The organism is Actinomycetes bacterium, assembly GCA_036000965.1.
In the GTDB taxonomy this organism is placed as follows: domain Bacteria; phylum Actinomycetota; class CALGFH01; order CALGFH01; family CALGFH01; genus DASYUT01.
Genome location: DASYUT010000292.1, coordinates 1 through 24,381 on the forward strand (window position 1 = coordinate 1; position 24,381 = coordinate 24,381).

The following is a 24,381-nucleotide window of genomic DNA, read 5'->3' on the forward strand; positions in this document are numbered from 1 at the left end:
GGCTCGAGCGCGGCGGCCACAGGCTCCGGGCAGACGGCGAGCTCGCTGAAGCCAGCCTGCTGGGCAGCTCGGAGCAGCCGGTCCTCGACCAGCTGATCCTCCTCGTCGCTCTCCGCGAGAAGCACCGGCCGTCCGAGGACGACATCGGCGATCGAAGCCCCGATCAGCTGCTCGGACTGACGCTTGAGCTCTCGAAGGACGATCGCCACCAACGACTCGACGCTGTACTCGATCGCCCACGACGTGGTCCTGGTGAAGTTGAGGTCGGGGAGCTCGGCCTTGAGTCCCCGCAGGAGGCGGGCGTCGCTACAGCCGCCCCCTGGCCTGTACTGCCTGCATCCCTCGGGAAGCCAGGTCAGCGCACTCCCAGCTGGAGCGGTGAAACGGTCGGGCGTGCGGTCGCATGACACGCAACGAGTTCGGTACTGACTCTCGTTGAGATAGCGGCGGCTGGAGCGGCTCCCGCAGCTCCGGTCGCCGTCACGATGCAGGAAGAGCTGCGACTTGAGTAGCGGCAGCCCACCGTCGACAGGCACGACGCGGACGTCACCGTCGACGTTGACCGCAATCGATGAGTTGGTGGTCCCGAAGTCGATCCCGCATGCGACTGTCATCACGTGCCGTCCTGGGCACAGGCCCGTACAAGTGCTGCGGCGAGGATCTCGAAGTCACCGGTGGGCTCGACCTTGCCCTGGAGTCGTTCCACCTCCTGAACGTGGTTGCTCTCCACTTCCCGCACGTGGTCCCTCGCCTTCTCGAGCTGGCCTCGGATAGCAGGGAGAATCCGTCGGTCCCCGAGGTCATCCGACTGCGACTTCACGGCGTAGTCCTCGGTGAGGACGTTGACGCGATGCTCGGCGGCGGCGAGGCGTTTGGCGTAGATGCGCTGCTCACGGTCGATCTCGCGCTTCAGCCACCGTTCGCCGGACTCACGGTCGACTGCGATGAACGCCTCGAGTTGCCTGAACGCTTCGGCGTTGCATGTGCTGACGACCTGTTCGAGAGCATCAGGGTTCCCCCAGAGGGCGAAGGACTCCGGGGGTGTTGACCGCCCCGACTGGACCCAGCGGGTGATCTGCTCGGACCTGACGTGCTCGGGGAAGCTTGCCCGGACCAGCAGGATGCGCTCGTTCTCCTGCAGTCCGACGGTCCGCAGGCGGTAGACCACCTCCACTCCCTCGAACGGCTCTCCGGAGACGGCCTCGTACGCCGTGGTCACCCTTTCAGGCCGCCCGACGGACGCCTCGCCGAGCAGTTGCTCGACGGCGGGGTGGCCGAACGCGAAGAAGTCGATCTCCTCGAGCCGCAAGGCCTCGTCCGGGTCGAAGGTGCCGCGGAGCCGTGGCTGCTTGGTGCGCCCCAGCCGTTGGGCTGCGAGGAGTGGAAGCGAGATCACTTCACCACCGTCTGCGTGGCGATCGACGGTGCCGCCCAGCGCGTCGACCGCATCGGTGACCACCGCTCGCAGCTCCGGCAGGAGCGTGCCCTCCCGGTGTTGAAGGATCCTGGCCGCCTCGTCTCTGCGAAGGCTGTTCTTGTCCAGGATGAAGTCCTCGAGCTGCTCCTCCATCCTCCTGGCCTCGAAGACCCGGTGCTCGAGGGACAGCTCGATCCGTTGGAACTCCTCGTCGAGGCGCGCCGGGTCCGCGAACGCGGCCGCCTCCAGCTGCTCCTCGATGCCCTCGCCGAGGATCAGGTCGAGGCTGCCGACGCTTTCCTCGAACACACCGATGCGCTCGCGTAACACCCGCTCGACCCGCTCCTCGATCGTTCCGGTGGCGACGAGGTTCTGGATCTGGACGACGTGCTTCTGCCCGATGCGGTCGAGGCGTCCGATCCGCTGCTCGACCCGCATGGGGTTCCAGGAGAGGTCGTAGTTGACGAGGATGTGGCAGAACTGGAAGTTACGGCCCTCGCCGCCCGATTCGGTGGAGATGAGGATCTGGCCGCGGTCGCGGAACACCGCCACCGCCTGATCCTTCTCGAAGATCGACATCCTTCCGTTGAAGACGCCGACCTCGTATGCCGGCAGCAGCTTGCGTCGCAGGAACTCCTGCGTGTCCAGCGACTGCGTGAAGATCAGCACCTTCTGGCCAGGGTTCGTTCGGTAGGTCTTGTCCAGAAAGCCAAGGAGGTGGTCCACTTTCGCGTCCTCGACCTGGTTCAACCGTTGAATCAGGTCCCGCAGGATCCGCATCTCCTGCTCCACTGCGGGCACGGCAGCGTCCACCTCGTTCAGCGCTTCGTCGGTCTCGGCGAGCTCCCGTAGCAGCGTCTTGTCGACCGTCTTGGGCTTCGCTGGCTTCTTGGGCTCGGTGAGACGGGCCACCCGGCGACCGAAGCACTGCGCCAGCGCGTACGTGGAGCTCGACAGGATCTTCAGGTAGATGACCATGAGGAAGCCACGAGCGTTGTTCTTGGCTCCGATCGCCATGTCGTACTGGTCACGGAGGTAGGTCGTCACCGCTTCGTAGGTCTCGGCTTCCAGCGACGACTGTGGACAGTGGACAGTGTGCGCATTGCGCCGGACGCCCAGGTCGAGCACGCTCTTGCGGTTCCGGACCATGACGTTCAGGTACGGGTGGCGTTCTTCCAGGCGTCGTTGGACCGCTCGCCGGCCGTCGTCTCCTCGCAAGACCCGTCCGAGATCGCCGTTCGCCGATGGTACGACCTCCTGGATGAGGCGCCGATGCGTCGTCATCGTCTCCCGCTGCTCGGTGGAGTCGAGCACCGGCCACTTGTCGAGCGCCTTCCAGAGAGCGTTCAGCTTGGGGATGTCGGTTCGCCGCCGCTCGAAGTCGAGCAGGTCAGTAAACGTGCCCGGCTCCACCAGCTCGACCAGATGGAACAGCTCGGAGGCCCGAAGCTGGATCGGCGTCGCGGTGAGCAGCAGGAGGCCGAACACGTCGGTTGACAGCTCGTTGACCAGCGCGAAGAGCTTGTTCGCGCTCGGCTTGGGCGCAAGGTGGTGCGCCTCGTCGACGACGACGACATCCCAGCCGGCGTCGACGATCTGCTGGGCTCGTCCCCTGCTCCGAGCGAGATGGATGCTGCACAGACCCCTGTCGAACGCCAGGAACGGGTTCGCGTGGCCCTGCTTCTCGAAGTACTTGAGCGTCAACGAGTCGATCAGCGTGAACTGCTCGTTGAACTTGCTTCGAAGCTCGTTCTCCCACTGCGTGAGCAGGCTCGCCGGACAGATGATGAGGATCCGTTCGGCGATGCGGCGAGCGAGGAGCTCCTTCAGGACGAGCGCCGCCTCGATCGTCTTTCCGAGTCCCACCTCGTCGGCCAGGAGCATTCGAGGCCTGACCTTGTCGAGCACGCGTGCAGCGACAGAGACCTGGTGCGCCTTTGGCTCTATTCGGGCGTTGGTCAGCCCCGAGTATGCGTCGTGCCGGTAGGCATGCTCGAGCAGAAGGGCGCGCAGCCGTAGGTGGAACGCCCCGGGGTGCCCGATGGAGTGCTCCTTGAGCCGGTCGATCGGGTCGAACGAAGCTGCCTCGAGTGCCTCTTCGGCCAGATATCGACTCGCAGTGGCGAACTGGACCCGGTACATCACCGAGCGTCCGGCCGGCTCGGCCTTGAGCACGACACCGATGTCACCACTTCGACGGTCAGTGACCTGGTCACCCTTGGCGAACCGTGCCATCGGCTCTCCTGCCTTCTACCAACCCTACGCGGTCGTGGATTGCGCCAACTCCCTCCTCGGCTCAAGTCGGCGCCAGCATTAACGCATCGGAGCAGATTGTGATAGATCGTTGTTATGTACGTCCACCTTGCGGATGACGTCCCGGACGACCCACAGCCAGGCGCGGAGCTCCTGGGATGTTGGGGCGAGTTCGTACGGGTGGTGGTGGGCCCGGTCGTCATCGGCCTCCAAGTCGGCTCGGAGCTGCTTCAGGTCGTCGACGACCGTCTCGACGAGATGGCTCCGCTCGAGCCGGGCCGCCTTCAGTGCCTTCTTGGCATCCGTCAGCTTTTCGAGCCGAGCACGAGCGTCTCGTAGAGCTTGTCGGGCCGGCGTCGAACATCGTGCCGAGCTCTCTGGCGGAACCCCTCGCTGCAACCATCGGAACGCTGCTCCTTCACGTCGGCAGGGTCGTCGAGGTTGAAGCGGGGCGGAACCCACGCTGCAACCATCGGAACGCTGCTCCGGCGCCTGAGCGGGCGGATCGCGCCGTATGATCGCGGGGTCGTAGCCGGACAGGGGAGCCTCGCATGCGCATGGTGTTCGGACCCGATGACGAGAAGGAGTTCTTTGACGTCAGAGACGAGCTGACCGAGCAGTTCGCTACGTGGGCCGAGGCGAACGCGCCGGCGGCCGACCCGTGGCTCGCGCAGCTCGCGCTCGACTACAAGTGGGGGTACGGCGACGGGGAGCTGGGGCGCTGGACCGGGGCGGACCTCCGCGACCTGCTCTGCGGGTGGTTCCCGCGCAAGGTCACGCTGGACGAGGGGGACCTCGACCGGGTCGTTCCCAGTTTGCGGTCGTTCGTCGACTACCTTGCCGCGGCTGGCCTGCTCGACCCGCGTGGGGACCGGCCGGCGCGGCTCCGTGCCGTGCTGGACGGGCTGGGGCCCGAGTTCCAGGCCGCGATGAGGGACCCGTCACGGTTCGGGATGGCCAAGTCGTTCGCGAGCGCGATGATGGCGGGCGGCGTGGACATGAGCGACGAAGCGGCGGTCAGCCGGTTCATGGCCGAGTTCAACGACCTGCCGTTCGAGGCGCGGAAGCTGTTCACGGAGCTTCCGGGCCAGCCGGTGATGGAGTTCCCCCCGGTCCGGCTGCCACCCGAGGCGGAACTGGCCGCCGCAGCCGCGGCGGCCCCGGCCGTCGAGCGGCTGCGCCGGTTCGCGGCCTGGCTCGGGCCGGGACGCAAGCTCACCCAGGCGGGCCGGCTCACCCTGGCCGACGGCAAGGACCTGGTCGAGGTGCTCAGCACCGGCGACGAGGTCGACCCGCGCATCGGCAACCGCACCTTCCGCACCCGCAGCTCCGAGGAGCTGCCCGGGGTGAGCATCACCTTCGCCTGGGCCAAGGCCGCCCGCCTGGCCCGGGTCGTCCACGGCCGGGTGGTGCCCAACAAGCGGGGCCAGGCGCTGCTCGACCGACCGCTGGAGCTGTGGGAGCGGGCGCTCGAGGGCCTGGGCAAGGTCGGCCCCACGTTACTCGACCGCGGGATCTTCGTGTCCTTCCTCGCCGACGACTTCGGCGAGCTGGTCCCCACGCTGCTCGGCGCCCTCTACGCGAGCGACGAGCCGGTCCCGCTCGACGATCTGGCCGACGCCGTCTGGCAGGACGTCCGGCGCATGTTCCTCATCGACCAGGAGCCGGCCGAGCGAGTCGGGCTCTGGCGCGACATGACCGCCGCGGACGTCAACCTCACCCTGGGCCAACTCGAGGAGCTCGGTGCGGTCGAGCGTCTCGACCTCGACCCTGCATCCCCGAACCTCGAGCCTGCATCCCCGAACCTCGAGCCCGCATCCTCGAACCTCGACCCTGCATCGCGGAACCTCGACCTCGCATCCCGGAACCTCGACCTCGACCTTGCATCCCCGAATGAGGACGAGGAGGGTGCCCCGACCACCGGGTTCCGGCTCACCCCGCTCGGCACCTGGGCCACGAACCGGATTCTGCGTGCCGACGGGGCCGACGCCCCGGTCGTCGGCGACCTCGCCGACGCCGATGCCGCCACCCTGCTCGAGCGGTGCGCCGGCTACGACGAGGCATCTTGCCAGGCCGAGATCGCAGCGTGGTGCGCGGCACGCGGTCCCGCGGTCGCGGCGGAGCAGCTCGCCGCCTACGCCCGGACGACCAACGACGTGGAGGGCCAGATGCTCGCGCTCACCGCCCTGGACGCCGCCGGGCCGGAGGGCGTGGAGGCGGTGCAGGGCCTGCGAGAGGTGCCGGGCCTCGGGCCGCTCGCAACGATGTGGCTGATCGACCACGGGCTCGCGGACTCGGACGACCTCGACCCCGAGATGGTCCTGGCGGTCATGGTCGAGACCACCGCCTTCGTCCTCGCGACCGAGGGGCCGGAGGCCGCCGCCGCGGCGTTCGCGAGACTCAGGACGCCCGCCGAGCAGGCCGAGCTCGTCGGCAACCTCTGGCGCGTGGACAGCCCCCGGACCGCCGGGCTGCTCGCGGCGCTGGCCGAGGCCCATCCCGACAAGGCCGTTGCCAAGGCGGCCCGCAAGGCAGCGTTCAAGCTGCGCAGCTCCGGGCGCTGACCGTTGGAATCCGCTGGGCAGGGTCGCGGCCACGGGTGAGCAGGAAGGAGGCGGTCGTGGCTTGCCGAGGCCGCCTACCGCCCGGCGGTCCCGGCGGGCGGCCGTGATGGGAACGGCCCGGTCCGGCGCCTGCCGTCGGTCCGGCGCCTGCTGATGGGGACGCGGGTCCTGACTGGCGTGGGCGTGCTCGCACTCGCGGTGGTGCTCATGCTGGTGCTGGCGTGGTCGCTGCAGCGGCGGCTCATCTACTTCCCGTACCCGGTGGTGCCGGCTGCGGCGGGCGTGCTTCCGGGGAGCGAGGAGGTCGCGTTCGACACCGAGGACGGGCTGCGCCTGCGGGGCTGGTTCGTGCCGGCCAGGGGCGGCGACGGCGGTGCGGTGCTGGTCTTCAACGGCAACGGCGGCAACCGGGCCATGCGGGCGCCGCTCGCGGCGGCGCTGTCCCGCGCCGGCCTGTCGGTCCTGCTGTTCGACTACCGAGGCTACGGCGGGAACCCGGGCCGGCCGTCGGAGGCGGGGCTGGCCGCCGACGCCAGGGCCGCGCAGGCGTGGCTCGCCGCCCGGGCCGGGGTCGACCCGGGCCGGATCGCCTACTTCGGGGAGTCGCTCGGCGCCGCGGTCGCGCTCGGGCTGGCCCGCGACCGGCCCCCGGCCGCGCTCGTGCTGCGCTCGCCGTTCACGTCACTGGCTGACGTCGCCCGGGTCCACTACCCGTGGCTGCCGGTCCGGCTGCTGCTCGCCGAACGGTACCCCTCGCTCGACCGGGTCCGGGACCTCGCCGTGCCGTTGCTGGTGGTCGCCGGCGAGCGCGACGGGATCGTGCCCGCGTCCCAGAGCCGGCGGCTGTTCGAGGCGGCCCGCGAGCCGAAGCGCTTCGCGCTCGTCCCCGGCGCCGACCACAACGACCATGTGCTCCTCGCGGGCGACCACCTGCTCGGCGAGGTGCTCGCCTTCCTGCGCGGCACGCCCGTCCTCGGCCAGGGCGCGGCACCGTCGGTGCCCTGATCCGTGGTGCTCCCGACCCGCTGTCCGGGGCGTTCACCTACAGCAGGGCGCGGCACCGTCGGTGCCCTGATCCCCGTTCTGGGAGGGGCTCGGGCTTGGATCAACCTCCGGCCGTCCGATGGCCGCCTCCGGCCGTCCGGTGGCCGCTGAGGGCGGCCCGGGCATGGCTGCCCGAGGCATGGCTGCCCGAGGCACGGCTGCCCGAGGCACGAGGGTCACCGTCGAGACCGAGCCCGCTGCCGCGTAGCATGCTGGCAAGCATGGAGCCGATCTGGCTGTTCCCACCGCCTGACCTGGGAGAGGCGGCCCCGGCGTACGAGCAGGCCGCCGCCCGCGCGCTCGGCCCGGATGGCCGCGACCCCGTGGCGCGGTTCGAGTCGCTGGTGGCCGCCGGCCCCGCCGGGGCCGTGGCGTGGGCGGTCGCCGGACCCGAGCGGGCACGCGAGGTGTGGGGCGAGCAGGCCCGCCTCGGCATGGCCGCGGTCGAAGCGCGCCTCGGGCACCGCCACGCGGTCGCCGACCGGTTCACGCTCGGAGCGGGGGTCTCGTCCCTGGCCCAGCGGGCGTGGCTGGCTGGCGACGAGCGGCTCGGCCGCCGGGCGGACCTGCTCGCCTGCGAGCTGGCTGTGGGCGGCTGGCCGGGGCAGGAGCGGCTCGACCGGCCCGACCTCGTGCTGCTCCTCGACCCGGCGGGCGCGCACGCGCTCGCCCACGCCGGCTCCCGGGTCCGTCTCGGCATGATCCGCGACTTCCCGGTCGCGAGCCCGGACGGCGGCGGCTCCTGGAAGCGTCCGGGCACGGTGGACCGGCTCCTCGACCACTTCGACCGGCAGGCGCACCTCGCCGGGCCGCTGCTGCAGGCCGTGGCCCGGCTGCTGCGCACGCTCGTGCACCCGGCCATGGGACCGCCCTGGCCCCCGGGCGCGGCCTCCCAGGCCCAGCGGCGCCTGGCCGCCCACACCTGCCGGGACGCCGGCTCCTGGGCGCTCGGCCTTCCGTGGCTGCTCGACACGGCGCGGTGCTTCCCAGACACGCTGGGGCCCGTGCGCCGCGGCTGACCCTGCGATCGTGGCCACGTCGTCGGCCAGCGCCTGGCGCCAGGGCGCCCACGCGCCGCGGCTGACCCGCGGCCCCGCCGCCCACCGGCGCCCGTGCGCGCGGCTGACCCGCGGCGGTGCAGCCCTCCGGCGGTCTCTGGTGCGCCGCCAGAAACTCCGGTGCCGCACCGGGCGCGCTGCGAAACGGCGGCGCATTCGGGCCTCGGGACGGCGACCGGGGGCTTCACCAGCGGCGATTGAACGCCGAGGGCTGGTTTTGTCAACTCGGAGAGCGCGCGTTTCTTCCTGCTCTCCCGCAAAACCTCCCTCTTTCCTCGTCCTACACGATGGGCCAGGATGGACGAGTTCGGCGGAAGGGATGAGAGCTGCACTTCCGAAGGCAGGCGGCGGGCGACCCGGAGCGGCCGCCCTCAGGAAGGGAGTAGCCCATGAAGGACGACGTATTCGTCTTGGACGCCCACACCGGCTTCTGGGACGCTAGTGCCGAGAACTGCAAGAACCGCTTCGGCGAGGCGTTCATCGAGACGTTCTACGCGTTCCACAACGGCTTCAACCCGCCGGACGCGAAGTGGACGATGGACTACGAGCGGCAGTTCCGGAAGACGGACCCGGACTGGTACCTCGAGGAGATGTTCGTCAAGGGCTCCGCCGACATGACGATCCTGTCCACCCAGGTCCTCATGGACTTTTACCACACCGGGTTCGTCAACCCGGAGCGCAACGCGCAGCTCACCGCGCGAGCGCCCGAGCGGATCATCCCGCTGGGCGGGGTGGACCCGCGCGCGCCCGACGCCCTCGAGCAGGTCGAGCACCAGATCACCGACCTCGGCATGCGCGGCTTCAAGTGGTACACGGCCGAGTGGCGGGGCCAGTCCCGGGGCTGGAGCGCCAACGACCCGATGGTCTTCCCGCTGTACGAGAAGTCTCTCGAGCTCGGGATCACCAACCACTTCTTCCACAAGGGCCCCGCGGTCGAGCCGCTGTCGCTGGCCAAGTTCGACGTCCGCGACATCGACGAGCCGGCCTGGCTCTACCCGGACATGAACTTCATCATCGACCACTGCGGCGCCCCGCGGGTCGACGACTTCTGCTGGATCGCGGCCCGCTGCCCGAACGTGTACGCGGGCCTCGCGGTCGTGCTCGCGTTCATCCACAACCGGCCCCGGTGGTTCGCCGAGGTCATGGCCAACCTGCTGTTCTGGCTCGGGCCCGACCGGATCGTCTACGGCACCGACTTCCCGATCTGGTACCCGCACTGGCAGCTCGACGAGTTCATGGCCTTCGAGCTCCCCGAGGACCTCAAGAAGGAGTACGGCGTCGACCTGACCCCGGAGATCAAGCAGAAGATCGTCGGTGGCAACATCGCCCGCCTGTACGGCATCAACGTCGAGGACAAGCTCAAGGCGATCAAGGACGACGAGCTGTCCCGGCGCCGCAGTGAGTACCTCGCCGGCCAGCCGGCCGTGGTGCCGACCGACGCCCCGGGCGCCGAGGGACCGGCGGTCGAGACCGGGGCCGCCGGCACCGAAGCCCGATGAGCCTTGCCGAGGCGCCCGCCGGCCGGACCACCCGGCGGGCGGGCGCCGAGGGCACCAGGAAGCCGCCCTCCAGCGTCGCAAGCCCGAGTGTCTCGGCCCACCCCTCCACGGCGGGGGCCGACGGGACCAGGAAGCCATCCTCGGCGGGGGCCGAGGGGGCCAGGGAGCCGCCCTCCAGCCGCGGGCCCGGGGCGGTCGCGGTCGACCTCGAGCGGGTGCGGAAGGTGGCCGGGAGCGTCCGCGACCCCGAGGTGCGGACCCCGATCGCCGACCTCGGCCTGCTCGACGAGGTCGACGCCGACGGCGGGCGGGTGACGGTGCGGTTCCACCTCACCTCGCCGCTCTGCCCCGCCAAGTTCGCGGGCGCGATCGGGCAGGACATCCGGCGCCGGGTCGGCAAGCTCCCCGGTGTCGAGTCGGTCGAGGTCGTCCTGCAGGACCACTTCATGGCCGAGGCGCTGCACCGCCTCATCAACGAGGGGGACCGGTCGGCCGAGACCCGCGGGCTCCTGCGGTGACCGTGACCGGCCCGGCCCGCGCGCTCGCCGGGCGGCGGGAGCTGGCGCTGCTGGAGGTGCCGAGCGTGCGCCGCATGGGGGACCTGCTCGCGGCCCGCTGCCGGGAGCCGTCGTGGGTGCGGACGCTCGTGGCCGGCCTGGACCGGTTCCGGTCGCTGACCGGCACCGGCGACCTGGAGGCGCTGCTCGCGGCGGCCCGGGCCGACCCGGCGGCGGCCGACCGGTCGCTGGCCGCCTTCGCCTGGGCGCTCCACGGGCAGCCGGACGCGGCCGTGGCCGGGCTGGCGATGGCGCCCAAGGTCTGGTTCCGGCTCGGCGGGGTGCCGGTGGCGTGGCGGCCCCTGCCGGCAGCGGTGCCCGCCCGGGAGCTGCCGGCTGCCGGCACGAGCGGCCCCGACCGGATCGTGCTGCTGTCGCTGATCGGGAGCGGGCTGCACCGGGCCGAGCTGCTCCGCGTCCGCCTGGGGGACCTCGGTTCCATCGACCAGGACGCCCGGGTCGTGCCCGACCTGGAGGCCGAGCCGCTCGCGGTCCGCTTCGAGCAGCGCCGCGGCCGGACCGCCGAGCGGATCACCTTCCTGTCGTTCCAGGCCCGCCGGGCCATCCTCGACGACCTGGACCGGCGGCGCCGGGCCGGGCTGGACACCGGCCCGGACGCGCTGCTGGTGGCCGACCGGGCCGCGGTGGCGGCGGCCCGCCGCCGGTCGGGCGCGCTCATCCGGGCCGGGAGCACGCTGAACGTTGACATGTGCCGCAAGACCGGGGAGTTCTTCCGATCCTGGGGTATGCCGGGGTCGAGGTTCGTCCCACCACCCGCAGCCGACGTCGATGGAGGCGATGACCCATGAAGGCGGTACGCCTGCACAAGTACCACGAGCGGCCCATTGTCGAGGACGTCCCGGAGCCGAAGGTCACCGATCCCCACGACGTGGTCGTGAAGATCGGCGGGGCCGGGCTGTGCCGCACCGACCTGCACATCTACGAGGGCCAGTGGGCGGAGAAGTCGGGCGTCGAGCTGCCCTACACGATCGGGCACGAGAACGCGGGCTGGGTCCACGAGGTCGGGTCGGCGGTCACCAACGTCGCCGTGGGCGACACCGTGATCCTGCACCCGCTCGTCACCTGCGGGCTCTGCCGCGCCTGCCGGGCCGGCGACGACATGCACTGCGACCTCGGCCGCTTCCCCGGCATCGACTCCGACGGGGGCATGGCCGAGTTCCTCAAGACCGGCGCCCGGGCGTGCGTCAAGCTCGACCCGTCGCTGCAGCCGGCCGACGTGGCCGCCCTGGCCGACGCCGGCCTCACCGCCTACCACGCGGCCAAGAAGGCCGTGCCCCTGCTGTACCCGGGCACCAGGGTCGCGGTCATCGGCGCGGGCGGCCTCGGTCACATCGGCATCCAGTCGCTGAAGGCGCTCACCGCGGCCGAGATCATCGTCGTCGACCGCTCGGAGGCCGCGCTCGAGCTGGCCCGCTCGTTCGGCGCCGACCAGACCGTGGTGGCCGACGGCAGCCAGGTCGAGCAGGTGAAGGAGCTCACCGACGGCAAGGGCGCCGAGGTCGTCATCGACTTCGTCGGCGAGCGGGGCGCCGAGGCCGAGGCTTGGGAGATGACCCGCCGGGCCGGGTCGCACTTCATGGTCGGCTACGGCGGGACCGTCAACGTCCCCACCATCGACATCATCTCGACCGAGCGCAACGTCATCGGCAACCTGGTCGGCACCTACAACGACCTGGCCGAGCTGATGGTGCTGGCCGCCCAGGGCCAGGTCACGCTGCACACCGCGACCTACCCGCTCGGCGCCGTCAACGAGGCCATGGACGACCTGGAAGCCGGCCGCCTCCAAGGCCGCGGCATCCTCGTCCCCTGAGACCTCCTCCCCTGAGACCAAGTCCCCTGAGAGTCCCCTGAGACCTCGACCCTGAGACCTCGACCCTGACCAAGTCCCCTGAGACCTCGACACCTGAGACCAAGTCCCCTGAGACCTCGACCCGGCCGGCCCGCCGCACTCCTGCGGCGGGCCGACGTCATCCCCGTCCGGCGCCGCGGGTCAGGCGGTGGCCACCGCGGCGGCCGTGGGCACGGCGGTGACGGTCACCTCCCCGCCGCTGCTCTCGGTCGCCACCAGGGCGTCGACCCCTTCGGTGTGGACTGGGAGCTCGATGAGGTCGTAGCAGCCGTACAGCTCGCCCATCATCGCCGCGACCCGCTCGAACAGCGGAGCGAGCTCGTCGAGGCGCTCGGACAGCCGGCTGGCGTGGGCCCGCACCTGCCCAGCAGCCGAGGGCGAGGCCCCGACCCGGAGCGCAGCCAGCGCGAGCCGCCCGCTGGCCAGGTCGACGGCCACGAGGTCGGCCGGGTCCTGCCTGCGCTTGCCGGCCGGCCGGTCGACGCGCCAACCGCTGTAGAGGAAGCGGAGCTCGGGCGGGAAGGGCCTCGGCAGCCGCAGACCGTGCGCGAACGCGTGCCGGACCAGGCGGGCCTCGAAGCGGTGGTCCCTGGCCGGCTTGGCCTGCTCGGCTCGGCTGCGACGCAGGTGGGCGACCCGCTCCGGGATCGTCGGGGCCAGCTCGCGGGCGGTGGCTCCCCGCTCGACCAGGGAGCCGGGGTCGACCGCGACCAGAGGCCTGGGGGAGTCGGGGTGGAGGTCGACCACCAGGACGCCCGTCTCGAGGGGCCGGAAGTAGGCGCCGCCGATCTCTGGGACCGCCTCGAACAGTTCGCGGACCTCGGCGAACTCGGGGGTCAGCATGTAGGCGACCGTCGCGTCCCAGCCTTCGTCGGGCCGCATCCCTTCTCCCTCCTCCGGCGGCGTCCAGGGTGAGCGAGGAACAAACGAAGCGCATCGTAACCAGCCGGCCCCTGCCGGTTCCAACCGGGATCAGGGCGGCCACGCTCCTGGCCCTCCCGCTGGTGCCCTGAAGCCCCGCAGGCGGGCCCGCTGGTGCCCTGAGCCCCGAGTCCGGGAGGCGGGGCATCGCCGGCCCGTATCCACCGGGCGAGGGTACAGTGACGCGATGGAGTACCCCCCAGCGCGGCGCCAGGACGTTGTCGACCTCCTCCACGGCGTCGAGGTCGCCGACCCCTACCGGTGGCTCGAAGACGCCTCCTCGGACGAGACCGTCCGGTGGAGCGACGCCCAGGACGCCCTCGTCCGCTCCTACCTGGACGAGCTGCCCGGCCGGGACGCGCTCCAGGGCCGGCTGCAGGAGCTGCTGGCGGCCGGGCTGGTGACCATCCCGGCCCTGCGCGGGGAGCGCGCCTTCTTCATGCGCCGCGGCGCGGGCCAGGAGCACGCCGTCCTGGTCGTCCGCGAGGGCGACGCTGAGCGGGTGCTGATCGACCCGAGCACCCTGAGCGACGACGACACCACCACCCTGGACGGCTGGGTCCCCTCGATCGAGGGCGACCGGCTCGCCTACTGGCTGAGCGAGGGCGGTGACGAGGAGGCATCCCTGCGGGTCATGGACGTGGCCAGCGGCGAGGTGGTCGAGGGCCCGATCGACCGCACCCGCTACTGCCCGCTGGCCTGGCTGCCAGGCGGCGAGGAGTACTACTACGGCCGCCGGCTGCCCGCCGACGCCGTGCCGGAGGGGGAGGACCGCTTCCACCGGCGCGTCTGGCGGCACCGGGTCGGGGACGACCCGGCCAGCGACGAGCTGGTGTTCGGCGAGGGCCGCGACAAGACCGAGTACCACTCGCTCGACGTCTCCCTGGACGGCCGCTGGCTGCTGGTCGGCGCGAGCCCGGGCACCGCACCCCGTAACGACCTCTACATCGCCGACCTGGCCGGCGACAGGGTGCTCCGGCCCATCCAGGAGGGCGTGGACGCCGAGACCAGCGGCGGGGTCGAGCGCGACGGGCGCCTCTGGCTGCGGACCAACCTGGGCGCGCCCCGGTTCCGCATCGTGGTCGCCGACCCGGCCAGGCCCGAGCCGGACGCCTGGCGCGACGTGGTGCCCGAGTCCGACGCGGTGCTCGAGGGCTTCGCCCTGACCGACGGCGCGCTCGTGGTCGCCAGCACCAGGCACGCGGTCGGCCGGGTCGCCGTCCACGACCGGGCCACCGGCGCCTTCAGGGCCGAGGTGGAGCTGCCCGGTCTCGGCTCGGTGCTCGGGGTTTCCTCCCGGCCCGAGGGTGGCGACGACGCCTGGATCGGCTGGACCGACTTCACCACCCCGCCCAGGGCCTACCGGTACGCGGTCCCGACGGGCGCCCTGGAGCTGTGGATGGACGCCCCGGGCGAGGTCGACACCAAGGGGGTCGTGGCCACCCAGGACGTGTACCGCTCCAAGGACGGCACCGAGGTGCGCATGTTCGTCCTCCACCGAGAGGGCATCGAGCGCAACGGCCAGCGCCCGACCATCCTCAACGGGTACGGCGGCTTCAACATCCCCCTCACTCCCGAGTACAGCGCCGCCATCAACGCCTGGGTGGAGCAGGGCGGCGTCTACGCCATCGCCAACCTGCGCGGCGGCAGCGAGGAGGGCGAGGCCTGGCACCGGGCCGGCATGCGCGAGCACAAGCAGAACGTCTTCGACGACTTCGCCGCAGCCGCCGAGCGGCTGGTCGAGACCGGCTGGACCTCGCCGGAGCGGCTCGGCATCTCGGGGGGGAGCAACGGGGGCCTGCTGGTCGGGGTCGCCCTGACCCAGCGCCCGGAGCTGTTCGCTGCCGTCGTGTGCAGCGCGCCCCTGCTCGACATGGTGCGCTACGAGCGCTTCGGGCTCGGTGAGACCTGGAACGACGAGTACGGCCGGGCCGACGACCCGACCGAGTTCACCTGGCTCTACGGATACTCGCCGTACCACCACGTCGCGCCGGGCACGCGCTACCCGACCGTGCTGTTCACCGTGTTCGAGTCCGACACCAGGGTCGACCCGCTGCACGCCCGCAAGCTCTGCGCGGCCCTGCAGTCGGCCACCGTGTCCGAGCGTCCGGTGCTGCTGCGCCGGGAGCGGAAGGTGGGGCACGGCGCCCGGTCGGTGCGCCGCAGCGTCGAGCTGGCCGTGGACACGCAGAGCTTCATGGCCGCCCAGCTCGGCCTCGACCTCGGAGCGTCCAGCCCCGCACGGTGACGCCGCGGGTTCCCTCGCGACGGGTCCGGATATCCACGAATCAATGGTTCCTGCACATTTTCGGTTCCTGCACATTTTCTCCACCTGCGGTCGTGACTGCGATGGGTGCAATTGCCACACTACGGAGATTGAGGTCCATCGGGACCGCGCGGATCCCCGGCCGCGCAGAAGGGCAGGACATCTCATGAGGTATCGCCAGCTCGGCAGGTCCGGTCTGACCGTCTCGGTCGTGGGTCTCGGGTGCAACAACTTCGGCACCCGCTGCGACCTCAGAGCCACCCGGGTGGTGGTCGAAGCGGCCCTCGAAGCTGGCGTCACCCTGTTCGACACCGCCGACGTGTATGGCAACCGGGGCGGCTCGGAGACGCTGCTCGGGCAGGTGCTCAGGGGCAGGCGCGACGAGGTCGTGCTGGCCACCAAGTTCGGCGCCAACATGGGTGGGCCGCCCGAGGAGGCGCGCGGGTCGCGGCGCCACGTGCGCCGGGCGGTCGAGGCGAGCCTGCGCCGCCTGGGCACCGACCACCTCGACCTGTACCAGCAGCACGTGCCCGACCCGAAGACCCCCTTGGAGGAGACTCTGGCCACGCTCGACGACCTGGTCACCGAGGGCAAGGTCCGCTACATCGGCTCCTCCAACTTCGCCGCCTGGCAGATCGCGGAGGCGGACTGGATCGCGCGCACCGAGCACCTGACCCGGTTCGTCTCTGCCCAGAATCAGTACAACCTGCTGGAGCGTGACCTCGAGTACGAGGTCGTGCCCGCGTGCGACCGCTACGGGGTCGGTATCCTCCCGTACTTCCCGCTGGCCAACGGGCTGCTGACCGGCAAGTACCGGCGGGGCGAGCCGGGCCCGGCCGGAACCAGGCTGGCCGGCAGGAGCGGCCTGCTCACCGAGGAGGTCTTCGACCGCCTCGACGCCCTGGAGAAGTACGGCGTGGAACGCGGGTGCACCCTGCTCGAAGTCGCCATCGGCGGGCTTGCCGCCCAGCCAGCCGTCGGCTCGGTGATCGCCGGAGCTACCAGGCCCGACCAGGTCCTGGCCAACGCCGCCGCCGCCGAGTGGGAGCCAACCCCCGAGGACGTCGCCGAGCTGGCCAAGCTCGCCCCCCGCAGGCCGATCGGGAAGCACCGGTAGCCCTCGCCGGGCCCGGCGGGCCTCGCCGACCGCCGTCAGAATAGGAGGCATGCCGATCTCCACGAACGCCATGCCGATGAGGTCGACCCGGCGGATGCCGCCCCCGACGAGCGCACGCCGACCCTCATGAGGGCCGATGCCGGTGCGGTACCGGCCGCCGCTGACTCGGGGCGGGCCCGGCGGGTCGCGCGGGCCGTGACGGCCTGGACCGGGCAGCTCGTCGACCCCGGCGGCAGGAACACTCTCCTGTACTACCGGGACCTGAAGCAGGGCACGCTCGACCTGGACGGCGCCGACCCGGTCGCGCTCGGCAACCTTCTCGCCGGGCGGACGGTGCGGCTCTCCGCGCTCTTCCCTGACCCCGCCGAGCGCCCGGCCGCTGCCAAGCGGGCCCGGACGGTGCGGGCCAAGGCGCAGGAGAACTTCGAGGAGCGCGGCCTGACCACACTGTTCCTTGCTTGGGGCATGGCGACCTGGGAGGACCAGCGGACCGCGCGAGCCCCGGCCGCCCCCGTCCTGCTCGTCCCCGCCCGCCTCGCCCCTCGCGGCGCGGCCGGGGAGGACTTCGACCTGGCGCTGGTTGCCGAGGAGGGTGTCAACCCGACCCTGCTCTACAAGCTCGCCGTCGAGTTCGACTGCCGGATCGCCGACGACGACCTGCTCGACCTGCTCGACGACGGCGGCCAGCCGCCCGATGCCAAGCGGCTGTTCGACCGGCTCACCAAGCTCGCCGCGGACGTGCCCGGCTTCCAGGTGGCTGGCCGGGTGGTGCTCGGCAACTTCTCCTATGCCAAGCTCCCCATGGTCCGCGACCTCGAGGGCCTGACCGGCACGCTTGTCGCCCACGACCTGGTCGCCGCCCTGGCCGGGGACGAGGGCGCCCGGGCCGCCCTTCGCAGGCGCCACGTCACTGTCGAGCCCGACGAACCCGACCGCACCCCGCCCGCCGACGAGTTCTTCGTCCTGGACGCCGACGCGAGCCAGAACCACGCCGTCAACGCCGTCGTCCGTGGCCAGGACCTCGTGCTCGACGGCCCGCCCGGCACGGGCAAGAGCCAGACCATCGCCAACCTGATCGCCACCCTGGTCGCCCGCGGCCAGCGGGTGCTGTTCGTAGCCGAGAAGCGCGCCGCCATCGACGTGGTACTCGGCCGGCTGGCCAGCCGGGGCCTCGGCGACCTCGTCCTCGACCTCTACGACGGTGGGACCAGCCGCCGCAAGGTGGCCAAGGACCTGGCCAGGGCGCTGGCCGGGACCGGCGGCATCCCCCGGGTCGACCTCACCGGCGTCCACCACACGGTCGAGGTCCGCCGGGACCGGCTCAACGACCACGACGACGCCCTGCACCGGCCCCGCGAGCCCTGGGGTGTCAGCGTCTTCGACGCCCAGGCGCGCCTGCTCGGCACCGACCCGGTCGTCCGTACCTCGATCCGCTTCCGCGGCGCCGACCTCGCCCGCCTCGACGAGGCCACCTACCGGCAGTCCAGGGAGGACCTGCGCGCCTGGGTCGGCCTTGGCGGGCTCGCCCTCGCCGACGGGGGCAGTCCATGGGCCCGGGCCACCGTCACCAGCCCAGGCGAGGCCGAGCGGGCCTTGGACACGGTGGAGGCGCTCGCCCACCACACCCTCCCGGCCGCGCTCGCCGCGCTCGACCGGGCGCTCGCCGAGACGGGCCTGGCTCGGCCGTCCACGCTCGCGGAGTGGCGGCAGGTCGTGGCCCTCTTCGACGGCGTGTCGGCCGTGTCCACCGTGTTCGACCCGGCGATCTGGAGCCGGGATCTCGGAGGACTCGCCCACGACCTGGCGCCCGCCCGCGGGGGGCCCCTGGCCCGGCTTGCGGCCCAGCTCACCTCGCCCGCCTACCGGCGCGCCGCCGCAACGCTCAAGGCCCTCTGCCGCGACCGGCCGCTCAAGCCTGCCGCGCTGCTCAGCGCCTGCGCCTACGCTGCCGAGCAACGCCGCCGCTGGAGCGAGCACGCGACCGACGGCGGCCTGCCACGGCCGCCCGGGGACCTGCCCGGCGTGGTCGGCAGCTACAACCAGCTCGCCACCGAGCTGGCCACCCTGGCCACCTGGCTGCCCAGGCAGGAGGTGGAGCAACCGCCGGTCGCCGGGCTCCCCGACCTGCTGGAACGCCTCCTGGCCGACCGGGGCACGCTCACCAGGCTGCCCGAGCTGCACCGCCTTGGCCAGGCCCTCGGCCGCGCCGGCCTCACCGGCCTGCTGGCCGCACTGCGCCGGCGCCGGCTCCCCGGCCCCCGGTCCCTCGAAGCGCTCGAACACGCCTGGCTCGCGTCCATCCTCGACCACGTCGGGGTCGCCGACCCGCGCATCGGCGCCTTCGACGGCGAGCTCCACTCGCAGACCGTAGCCGAGTACCGCGCGGCCGACGCCGACCACGTGGAGACCACCGCCATCCGTGTGCGCCGGGCCTGCGCCGAGCTCGCCACCCAGGCCCGGGACCACCACCCCGAAGAGAGCACCGTCGTCGAGCACCAGGCTCGGCTCACCCGCAAGCACCTGCCCCTGCGGCAGCTCTTCCAGCTGGCGCCGAACGTGCTGACCAGGGTCAAGCCCTGCTGGGCGATGAGCCCGCTGGTGGTCAGCCAGCTCCTGCCCGGCGACCGCGCCTACTTCGACGTCGTCATCTTCGACGAGGCCAGCCAGATCCGGCCTGCCGACGCCATCCCCGCGATCCTGCGGGCCGGGCGCGTCGTCGTCGCCGGCGACGAGCGCCAGCTCCCGCCGACCTCGTTCTTCGCCTCCACCACGGTCGAGGACGAGGAGGAGCTGGAGGAACTCCTCCCCGGCGGGACCCTGGCCATGACGGAGGGCTTCGAGTCCATCCTCGACGCCCTCGGGGCGCTGCTCCGCTCCCGCATGCTCACCTGGCACTACCGTAGCCACGACGAGCGGCTGATCGCGTTCTCCAACGCCCACCTGTACGACGGGGCGCTCACCACCTTCCCCGGGGTGGCCGGGGGCGACTGCATCGAGCACGTGCTCGTCCCCTTCGCCCCGGGCCGGTCCGGCCAGGAGGAGAGCGTCGCCGACGAGGTCCGTGAGGTCGTCCGCCTCGTCCTCGAGCACGCCCGCACCCGCCCCGACGAGAGCCTCGGCGTGATCGCGATGGGCATCAAGCACGCCAACCGCATCACCGAGGCGCTCCGGCTGGCCAGGGCCGAGCGCCCCGAGCTGGCCGGCTTCTTCGACGAGGGCAACGAGGAGCCGTTCTTCGTCAAGAACCTCGAGCGGGTCCAGGGCGACGAGCGGGACGCCGTCATCCTGTCCGTCGGGTACGGCAAGAACGAGCGGGGGGTGCTGCTCCACCGCTTCGGGCCGCTCCTGCAGCAGGGCGGCGAGCGCCGCCTCAACGTCGCGGTCACCCGCGCCAAGCGCCGGATGACGCTGGTCTCGTCGTTCTCGTCCGCCGACATGAACCAGAGCCGCAGCCCCCGAGGTGTGGAGCTTCTCCGCCGCTACCTGGCCTACGCCGAGCAGCGGGGCGCCGGCCTCGGCGACGAGGCCGCCGGCGCGCCAGCGCTCAACCCGTTCGAGATCGACGTGCGCGACCGGCTCCAGGCCGCCGGGATCCCGCTTGCCACCCAGCACGGCTGCTCCGGCTACCGGATCGACTTCGCCGCCAGGCACCCGGCCAAGCCGGAGCGGTTCGTGCTCGCGATCGAGTGTGACGGCGCCAGCTACCACGCCGCTCCGACCGCCCGCGACCGTGACCGCCTGCGCCAGGACCACCTGGAGCGCCTGGGCTGGTCGTTCCTTCGCATCTGGTCGACCGACTGGTTCGCCGACCCCGACCGCGAGGTCGCCAAGGCCCTCGCCGCCTGGCACGCCGCCGTCGCCAGCGCCGACGCCGCCGACAACCAGGCCGAAGCCGCCCGCCAAGCCGAGGCCGATGCCACCCGTGAGGCCGAGGCCGTCGCCGCCCGCCAAGCCGATGCTGCCCGTGAGGCGGAGGCCGTCGCCGCCCGCCAGGCCGATGCTGCCCGCGAGGCCGAGGCCGGCGGCGCCCGCCGGGGCGATGCCGATGCCGCAGGCCGGGCTGCGCCTGAAGCTGCCCGCGAGGCCGAGGCCGGCGGCCGGGCTGCGGCTGATTCCGCCCGCGGGGCTGATGCTGATACCGCCCGCCAGGCCGAGACGGTCGCCGCTCAGCCAGGGCCGGTGATCCCGGAGCGGGGTCCCCGCCCGGTGGTGCCGAGGGGTCGGCCGATCGAGGAGTACCGCCGTGGCCAGCTCATGGCACTTGTCTCCTGGATCGAGTCCGACACCCTGCTGCGCACCGAGGACCAGCTCGTCGACGAGGTCATGGCCGAGCTCGGTTTCCAGCGTCGCGGCCGCCGGATCGAGGCGACCATCCTGGCCGCCATTCGCGAGGTACGTCGCCACCAGTGGTGACCCGACCAGCCGGTGCCGGCGGTCGGTAGTGGGTCTGCCCTTGCGGTCGGTAGGGGTCTGCCCTTGCGGTCGGTAGGAGTCCCTTGCGGTCGGTAGCGGTCCTGCTCTGATATCCGCTCATGCGCTCGATCCCTCTCTCTGGCTTGTGAGAGGTCTTGTAGACCATCACTTGCTTCTGTTTGCCCTCATATGATCACATCATACTGTGACAAGGGAAGTTCGACTCGGTGCTGCCTCGGTTGATGTCGAAGAGGCCCGAAGGAGGATGAGGTGCGCGAGACGATCACCGTGACCCCCGACGACGTGAGGGCCCTGGCGGCCGACGTGCGCCGCTGGGCCGGCGAGCTGCGGGAGGCGACCGCCAGGACGAGCTCCGGTACTAGCTGGGTCTCAGCCAACCTGGCCGAGGCGGCCCAGAGCTTCGATGCGATGTGGCTGGCCTGGTCCACCGCGCTCGACCAGCTCGCCGGCGCCATGACCGAGCACGCTGAGACGCTCGAGCATGCAGCCGACGACTACTACGAGGTCGACGTGACCACCATCCCGAACCTGCCGGTCGGGCCCTAGGTGCGCGCGAACCTCGAGCCTGGGCCAGCGCGCAGCGGCAGCCTGGACTTCGCCGCGCTGGCCGACCGCTGCCGTGGTATCGCCGCCCAGCTCGGCGGTGCCGACCGGGGGGTCCGCACCGGGTCCGGGGCGTGGACCGGTGTCGCGGCCGAGTCGGGCGGCGCCCGCGCCGCTCGCCTCACCGCCGCCATCGACCAGGCGGCCGGGGCAGCCGCCGACGTCGCCGCGATCCTCTCGGTCTTCGCCACGGTCGTCCAAGATGCAGCGATGGCATGGGGTTCGGCCGAGCGGTTGGCGCATTCCATCGGGTGCCGGCTGGCCCCGGACGGGTCCGCGGAGGGCTGCGTCCCCGGCGATACCAGACACACGCTCATCCTCGCGCGGGCGCAATCGCTGGCCGTACAGGCGGGCGAGGAGATCAAGGCCGCCGCCAGGGTCGCCGCGGCAGGCTTCGCCCAGGTCGCCGACCGGGCCGGGGCCACGTGTGCGCTCGCCGGCCGCCGGGGTGGGTTCGCCAGGGCTCTCGAACGCAAGCTGCACGGGCCCGTCTCGCCCTGGGACGACGCCAGGCAGGGTGCTGCCAAGGGGTTGAAGAGCATGGTCACCGGCACCGTCCAGGCGATTGCGCTCGGGTCGCCCCAGTACTGGCTCGCCCGTCCTCGCGACGCGTGGCGGTTGGCACATCGGACGGTGGCGGGCGGGTTGTTCGCCCTCGGCCATCCCGGTGAGACCGCCCGCCGGTCGCTCGGCACCGACGACCTGGAGAACGGGCACGCCTGGCGCTTCTGGGCCCAGTTCGGCCCGCAGTTGGCGGCCACCGCGGTCACCAAGGGTGCGGCCAGCCTGGCCAGAGGGGCGGCAGTGGCCGAAGAGGCCAGCATGGCCGTCCAGCAGGCGAGCGCGAGTGCCGGGGTCCCGATCCGGCACGCGCTTGCCGACATCAACCCTGGCTACCCAATCTCCGGCCGGGACCGGAACTGCGCCAACTGCGCGCTCGCGACCGACGCGACGCTCGCAGGGCGCCCTGCATCCGCACTGCCGGGCGGGGCGACGAGCATCGGGCTCCTCGAAGACCACTTCGGCCGCAAGTTCGTCTTCATGTCATCGCGGGCGACAATCGAGGCGGCCATGCAACGCTCAGGGTCGGGCGCGCGAGGCATCATCTTCGGGTCGCGAAGCACCCGCCGGCCCGGCCACGTCTTCAACGTCGTGAACCAGGACGGCACCGTCCGCTTCATCGATGGGCAACGCGCCGGCCCGGCCACGTTCGACGGTGAGGGCTACACCGGCTTCTACCTGCTACGAACGGATTGAGGCACCCGATGGTCGACAAGCGGACTGCAACCGAGATCGCCCGACGTCACCTCTCGGAGGAGTATCCCGGCGAGGAGGTCGTGGTCGACGAATCCGACGTCCTCGAAGAGGACTGGTGCTGGGTGTTCTTCTACAACACCCGCGCCTTCTACCAGACCGGCGAGCTGCGCGAGTCCTTGGTCGGCAACGGCCCCCTGATCATCGAGAAGGCGACCGGCGCCCTCCGCGTCGCTGGCACGGCTCACCCGATCGAGCACTACCTGGCCGAGCACCGCCTGGCCGAGCACCGCCTGGCCGAGCACCGCGAGCGGAACCAAGCGAGCGATTGAGTAGTTCTCACAAGTACCAATCACCCCTCGCCCCTCGAGGTGCCCAGGATGCGAACCCAGCAACCAACCAGCCCACCGCCTCCATCCCGTAGCGCCCCCCGCCGCCCACTCCTGGTCGCCCTCGCGCTCGCCCTCCTGCTCACAGGCAGCCTCGGCGTCTTCCTGGCAACCCGGGGGTCCGACGACACGTCGGCACGATCAGCTCCACCACCCACGGGTGCCCCAATCACAACCGCCCCGACCACCTCCCTTGACGAGCGCGCCGAGGTAGTTGCTCGCCTTCGCGAAATCCTAAAGATCCGGGACGAGGCATTAGCAGAACGGAATGCAAGCCTCCTTGACCGAATTTATACAGTGGACTGTAGGTGCTTGCAGGACGGCCGTACCCTAATTAATCGACTTCGCAAGGAACATCTTGTTTGGAAGGAATTTTCGACAGGGTTCGTGGAAACAAAGCTTGAGCGAGTAAATGAGCGTCAATGGATCGTAATCGGCACACTTAGCACATCTTCGGTGCTCATAGAAACTGAGACTGGTGAGCTGGTCCGAAGAGCGCCGTCTCAGCGCTTTCTCTTTCGTTTTGCCTTGGCTAGGCCATTAGGTAGTGACCAGTGGTTGCTTGGTAATGCCTCTCAAATCCGGAGCTGAGGCCGACGTGACGAAATATCGTCGAAATTGGTGTTCCTTTCTCCCGCTCGTAGTAATCTGCAGCTCGATCGTCATCCTAGCGGATTCGCCTGCAATGGCGGAAACGTGTAGCAGTGGAGCATTTGTAGCCGATCTGACCGGCTCAGGAGATACGGCTGACCTTCGAGCCTCAAAGTCCTATGAATGCGGTAGTGCAGGAGTCCGCCGGGTCAAGGCTGCGCAGCCCTACTATACCTATCAAGTAACTTGCTCACCTGATAAAGGCCTTCTTGCTGATGGTTTCTGTAGTACGACTCCGTGCGTGGGCGGCCTGTGGTATGCCTTTCGGACCATTCATAACCCGGATGGGACCCAGGGGGCTGCTGGGTTTGCGTGCGTGAGTCTCGATCAGGCGGCTGTCGGGCCTGGGGTGACTGCTGCGGAGGTGTTCGCGGCGGTGCGGAGGGTCAGGTTGCCGGGTGGGGCGATCAGGGCGACGCCGGGGGCTCGGGGGCTTGCCAACCTGCGGTCGTTCTTCTTCTTGCAGGGCGTAGACCAGCCGCCG

General features: G+C 71.3%; 16 protein-coding genes. 13 read left to right on the forward strand and 3 right to left on the reverse strand.

The window, feature by feature from the left end:
- The coding region (locus tag VG276_25780; protein HEV8652703.1) for a hypothetical protein at positions 1 to 617 on the reverse strand (617 nt) is incomplete at its 3' end.
- A complete protein-coding gene (locus tag VG276_25785) occupies positions 614 to 3,652 on the reverse strand; it encodes an SNF2-related protein (protein ID HEV8652704.1) in 3,039 nt (1,012 codons plus the stop codon). The genes VG276_25785 and VG276_25780, both read right to left, overlap by 4 nt.
- Before the next feature lie 569 nt (positions 3,653 to 4,221).
- Between VG276_25785 and VG276_25790 the strand changes: the two genes are divergently transcribed.
- The 7 genes from VG276_25790 to VG276_25820 all read left to right on the forward strand — a co-directional run bounded on the left by VG276_25790 (position 4,222) and on the right by VG276_25820 (position 12,223).
- Positions 4,222 to 6,234, forward strand: coding sequence for a hypothetical protein (locus VG276_25790; protein HEV8652705.1), 2,013 nt, complete (start codon positions 4,222 to 4,224; stop codon positions 6,232 to 6,234).
- A 207-nt stretch (positions 6,235 to 6,441) separates the two neighbouring features.
- Positions 6,442 to 7,239 (forward strand): alpha/beta hydrolase, encoded by a 798-nt coding sequence (locus VG276_25795; protein ID HEV8652706.1) that lies wholly within the window; start codon positions 6,442 to 6,444, stop codon positions 7,237 to 7,239.
- 260 nt (positions 7,240 to 7,499) lie between these two features.
- The gene (locus VG276_25800; GenBank protein ID HEV8652707.1) at positions 7,500 to 8,297 is read left to right on the forward strand and encodes a hypothetical protein; all 798 of its coding nucleotides are present in this window, start codon (positions 7,500 to 7,502) and stop codon (positions 8,295 to 8,297) included.
- A gap of 428 nt (positions 8,298 to 8,725) precedes the next feature.
- Positions 8,726 to 9,835 (forward strand): amidohydrolase family protein, encoded by a 1,110-nt coding sequence (locus VG276_25805; protein HEV8652708.1) that lies wholly within the window; start codon positions 8,726 to 8,728, stop codon positions 9,833 to 9,835.
- Entirely contained in the window at positions 9,832 to 10,353 is a 522-nt protein-coding gene (locus VG276_25810; GenBank protein HEV8652709.1) for an iron-sulfur cluster assembly protein, read from the forward strand. The genes VG276_25805 and VG276_25810 overlap by 4 nt, the downstream gene beginning before the upstream one ends.
- Entirely contained in the window at positions 10,350 to 11,201 is an 852-nt protein-coding gene (locus VG276_25815) for a hypothetical protein (GenBank protein HEV8652710.1), read from the forward strand. Before VG276_25810 ends, VG276_25815 begins: the two co-directional genes overlap by 4 nt.
- Complete coding sequence (locus tag VG276_25820; protein ID HEV8652711.1) at positions 11,198 to 12,223, forward strand: NAD(P)-dependent alcohol dehydrogenase; 1,026 nt, start codon at positions 11,198 to 11,200, stop codon at positions 12,221 to 12,223. Before VG276_25815 ends, VG276_25820 begins: the two co-directional genes overlap by 4 nt.
- Before the next feature lie 180 nt (positions 12,224 to 12,403).
- On the opposite strand, the gene VG276_25825 is transcribed toward VG276_25820, so the two are convergent.
- Complete coding sequence (locus tag VG276_25825) at positions 12,404 to 13,144, reverse strand: hypothetical protein (protein ID HEV8652712.1); 741 nt, start codon at positions 13,142 to 13,144, stop codon at positions 12,404 to 12,406.
- Between the two features lie 226 nt (positions 13,145 to 13,370).
- On the opposite strand from VG276_25825, the gene VG276_25830 reads away from it, so the two are divergent.
- From VG276_25830 to VG276_25855, 6 genes are all read left to right on the forward strand, one after another.
- Positions 13,371 to 15,431: a prolyl oligopeptidase family serine peptidase gene (locus VG276_25830; GenBank protein HEV8652713.1), complete on the forward strand. Its 2,061-nt coding sequence runs from the start codon at positions 13,371 to 13,373 to the stop codon at positions 15,429 to 15,431.
- A 184-nt stretch (positions 15,432 to 15,615) separates the two neighbouring features.
- The gene (locus VG276_25835; protein HEV8652714.1) at positions 15,616 to 16,566 is read left to right on the forward strand and encodes an aldo/keto reductase; all 951 of its coding nucleotides are present in this window, start codon (positions 15,616 to 15,618) and stop codon (positions 16,564 to 16,566) included.
- Positions 16,567 to 16,692: 126 nt separating this feature from the next.
- Positions 16,693 to 20,979 carry an AAA domain-containing protein gene (locus tag VG276_25840; protein ID HEV8652715.1) on the forward strand — a complete coding sequence of 1,429 codons (4,287 nt, stop codon included), beginning with the start codon at positions 16,693 to 16,695 and terminating at the stop codon, positions 20,977 to 20,979.
- 270 nt (positions 20,980 to 21,249) lie between these two features.
- Entirely contained in the window at positions 21,250 to 21,546 is a 297-nt protein-coding gene (locus VG276_25845; protein HEV8652716.1) for a WXG100 family type VII secretion target, read from the forward strand.
- Entirely contained in the window at positions 21,547 to 22,860 is a 1,314-nt protein-coding gene (locus VG276_25850) for a toxin glutamine deamidase domain-containing protein (GenBank protein ID HEV8652717.1), read from the forward strand.
- 8 nt (positions 22,861 to 22,868) lie between these two features.
- Positions 22,869 to 23,189 carry a YrhB domain-containing protein gene (locus VG276_25855; protein HEV8652718.1) on the forward strand — a complete coding sequence of 107 codons (321 nt, stop codon included), beginning with the start codon at positions 22,869 to 22,871 and terminating at the stop codon, positions 23,187 to 23,189.
- Positions 23,190 to 24,381: the final 1,192 nt, after the last annotated feature.

Excerpts from the sequence above, each read along its gene's own strand:
- VG276_25790 (HEV8652705.1), top strand. The coding sequence starts at position 4,222 with ATGCGCATGGTGTTCGGACCCGATGACGAGAAGGAGTTCTTTGACGTC.
- VG276_25805 (HEV8652708.1), top strand. The coding sequence starts at position 8,726 with ATGAAGGACGACGTATTCGTCTTGGACGCCCACACCGGCTTCTGGGAC.
- VG276_25830 (HEV8652713.1), top strand. The coding sequence starts at position 13,371 with ATGGAGTACCCCCCAGCGCGGCGCCAGGACGTTGTCGACCTCCTCCAC.
- VG276_25825 (HEV8652712.1), bottom strand. The coding sequence starts at position 13,144 with ATGCGGCCCGACGAAGGCTGGGACGCGACGGTCGCCTACATGCTGACC.
- VG276_25835 (HEV8652714.1), top strand. The coding sequence starts at position 15,616 with ATGAGGTATCGCCAGCTCGGCAGGTCCGGTCTGACCGTCTCGGTCGTG.
- VG276_25855 (HEV8652718.1), top strand. The coding sequence starts at position 22,869 with ATGGTCGACAAGCGGACTGCAACCGAGATCGCCCGACGTCACCTCTCG.
- VG276_25810 (HEV8652709.1), top strand. The coding sequence starts at position 9,832 with ATGAGCCTTGCCGAGGCGCCCGCCGGCCGGACCACCCGGCGGGCGGGC.
- VG276_25800 (HEV8652707.1), top strand. The coding sequence starts at position 7,500 with ATGGAGCCGATCTGGCTGTTCCCACCGCCTGACCTGGGAGAGGCGGCC.
- VG276_25840 (HEV8652715.1), top strand. The coding sequence starts at position 16,693 with ATGAGGGCCGATGCCGGTGCGGTACCGGCCGCCGCTGACTCGGGGCGG.
- VG276_25820 (HEV8652711.1), top strand. The coding sequence starts at position 11,198 with ATGAAGGCGGTACGCCTGCACAAGTACCACGAGCGGCCCATTGTCGAG.
- VG276_25795 (HEV8652706.1), top strand. The coding sequence starts at position 6,442 with ATGCTGGTGCTGGCGTGGTCGCTGCAGCGGCGGCTCATCTACTTCCCG.
- VG276_25785 (HEV8652704.1), bottom strand. The coding sequence starts at position 3,652 with ATGGCACGGTTCGCCAAGGGTGACCAGGTCACTGACCGTCGAAGTGGT.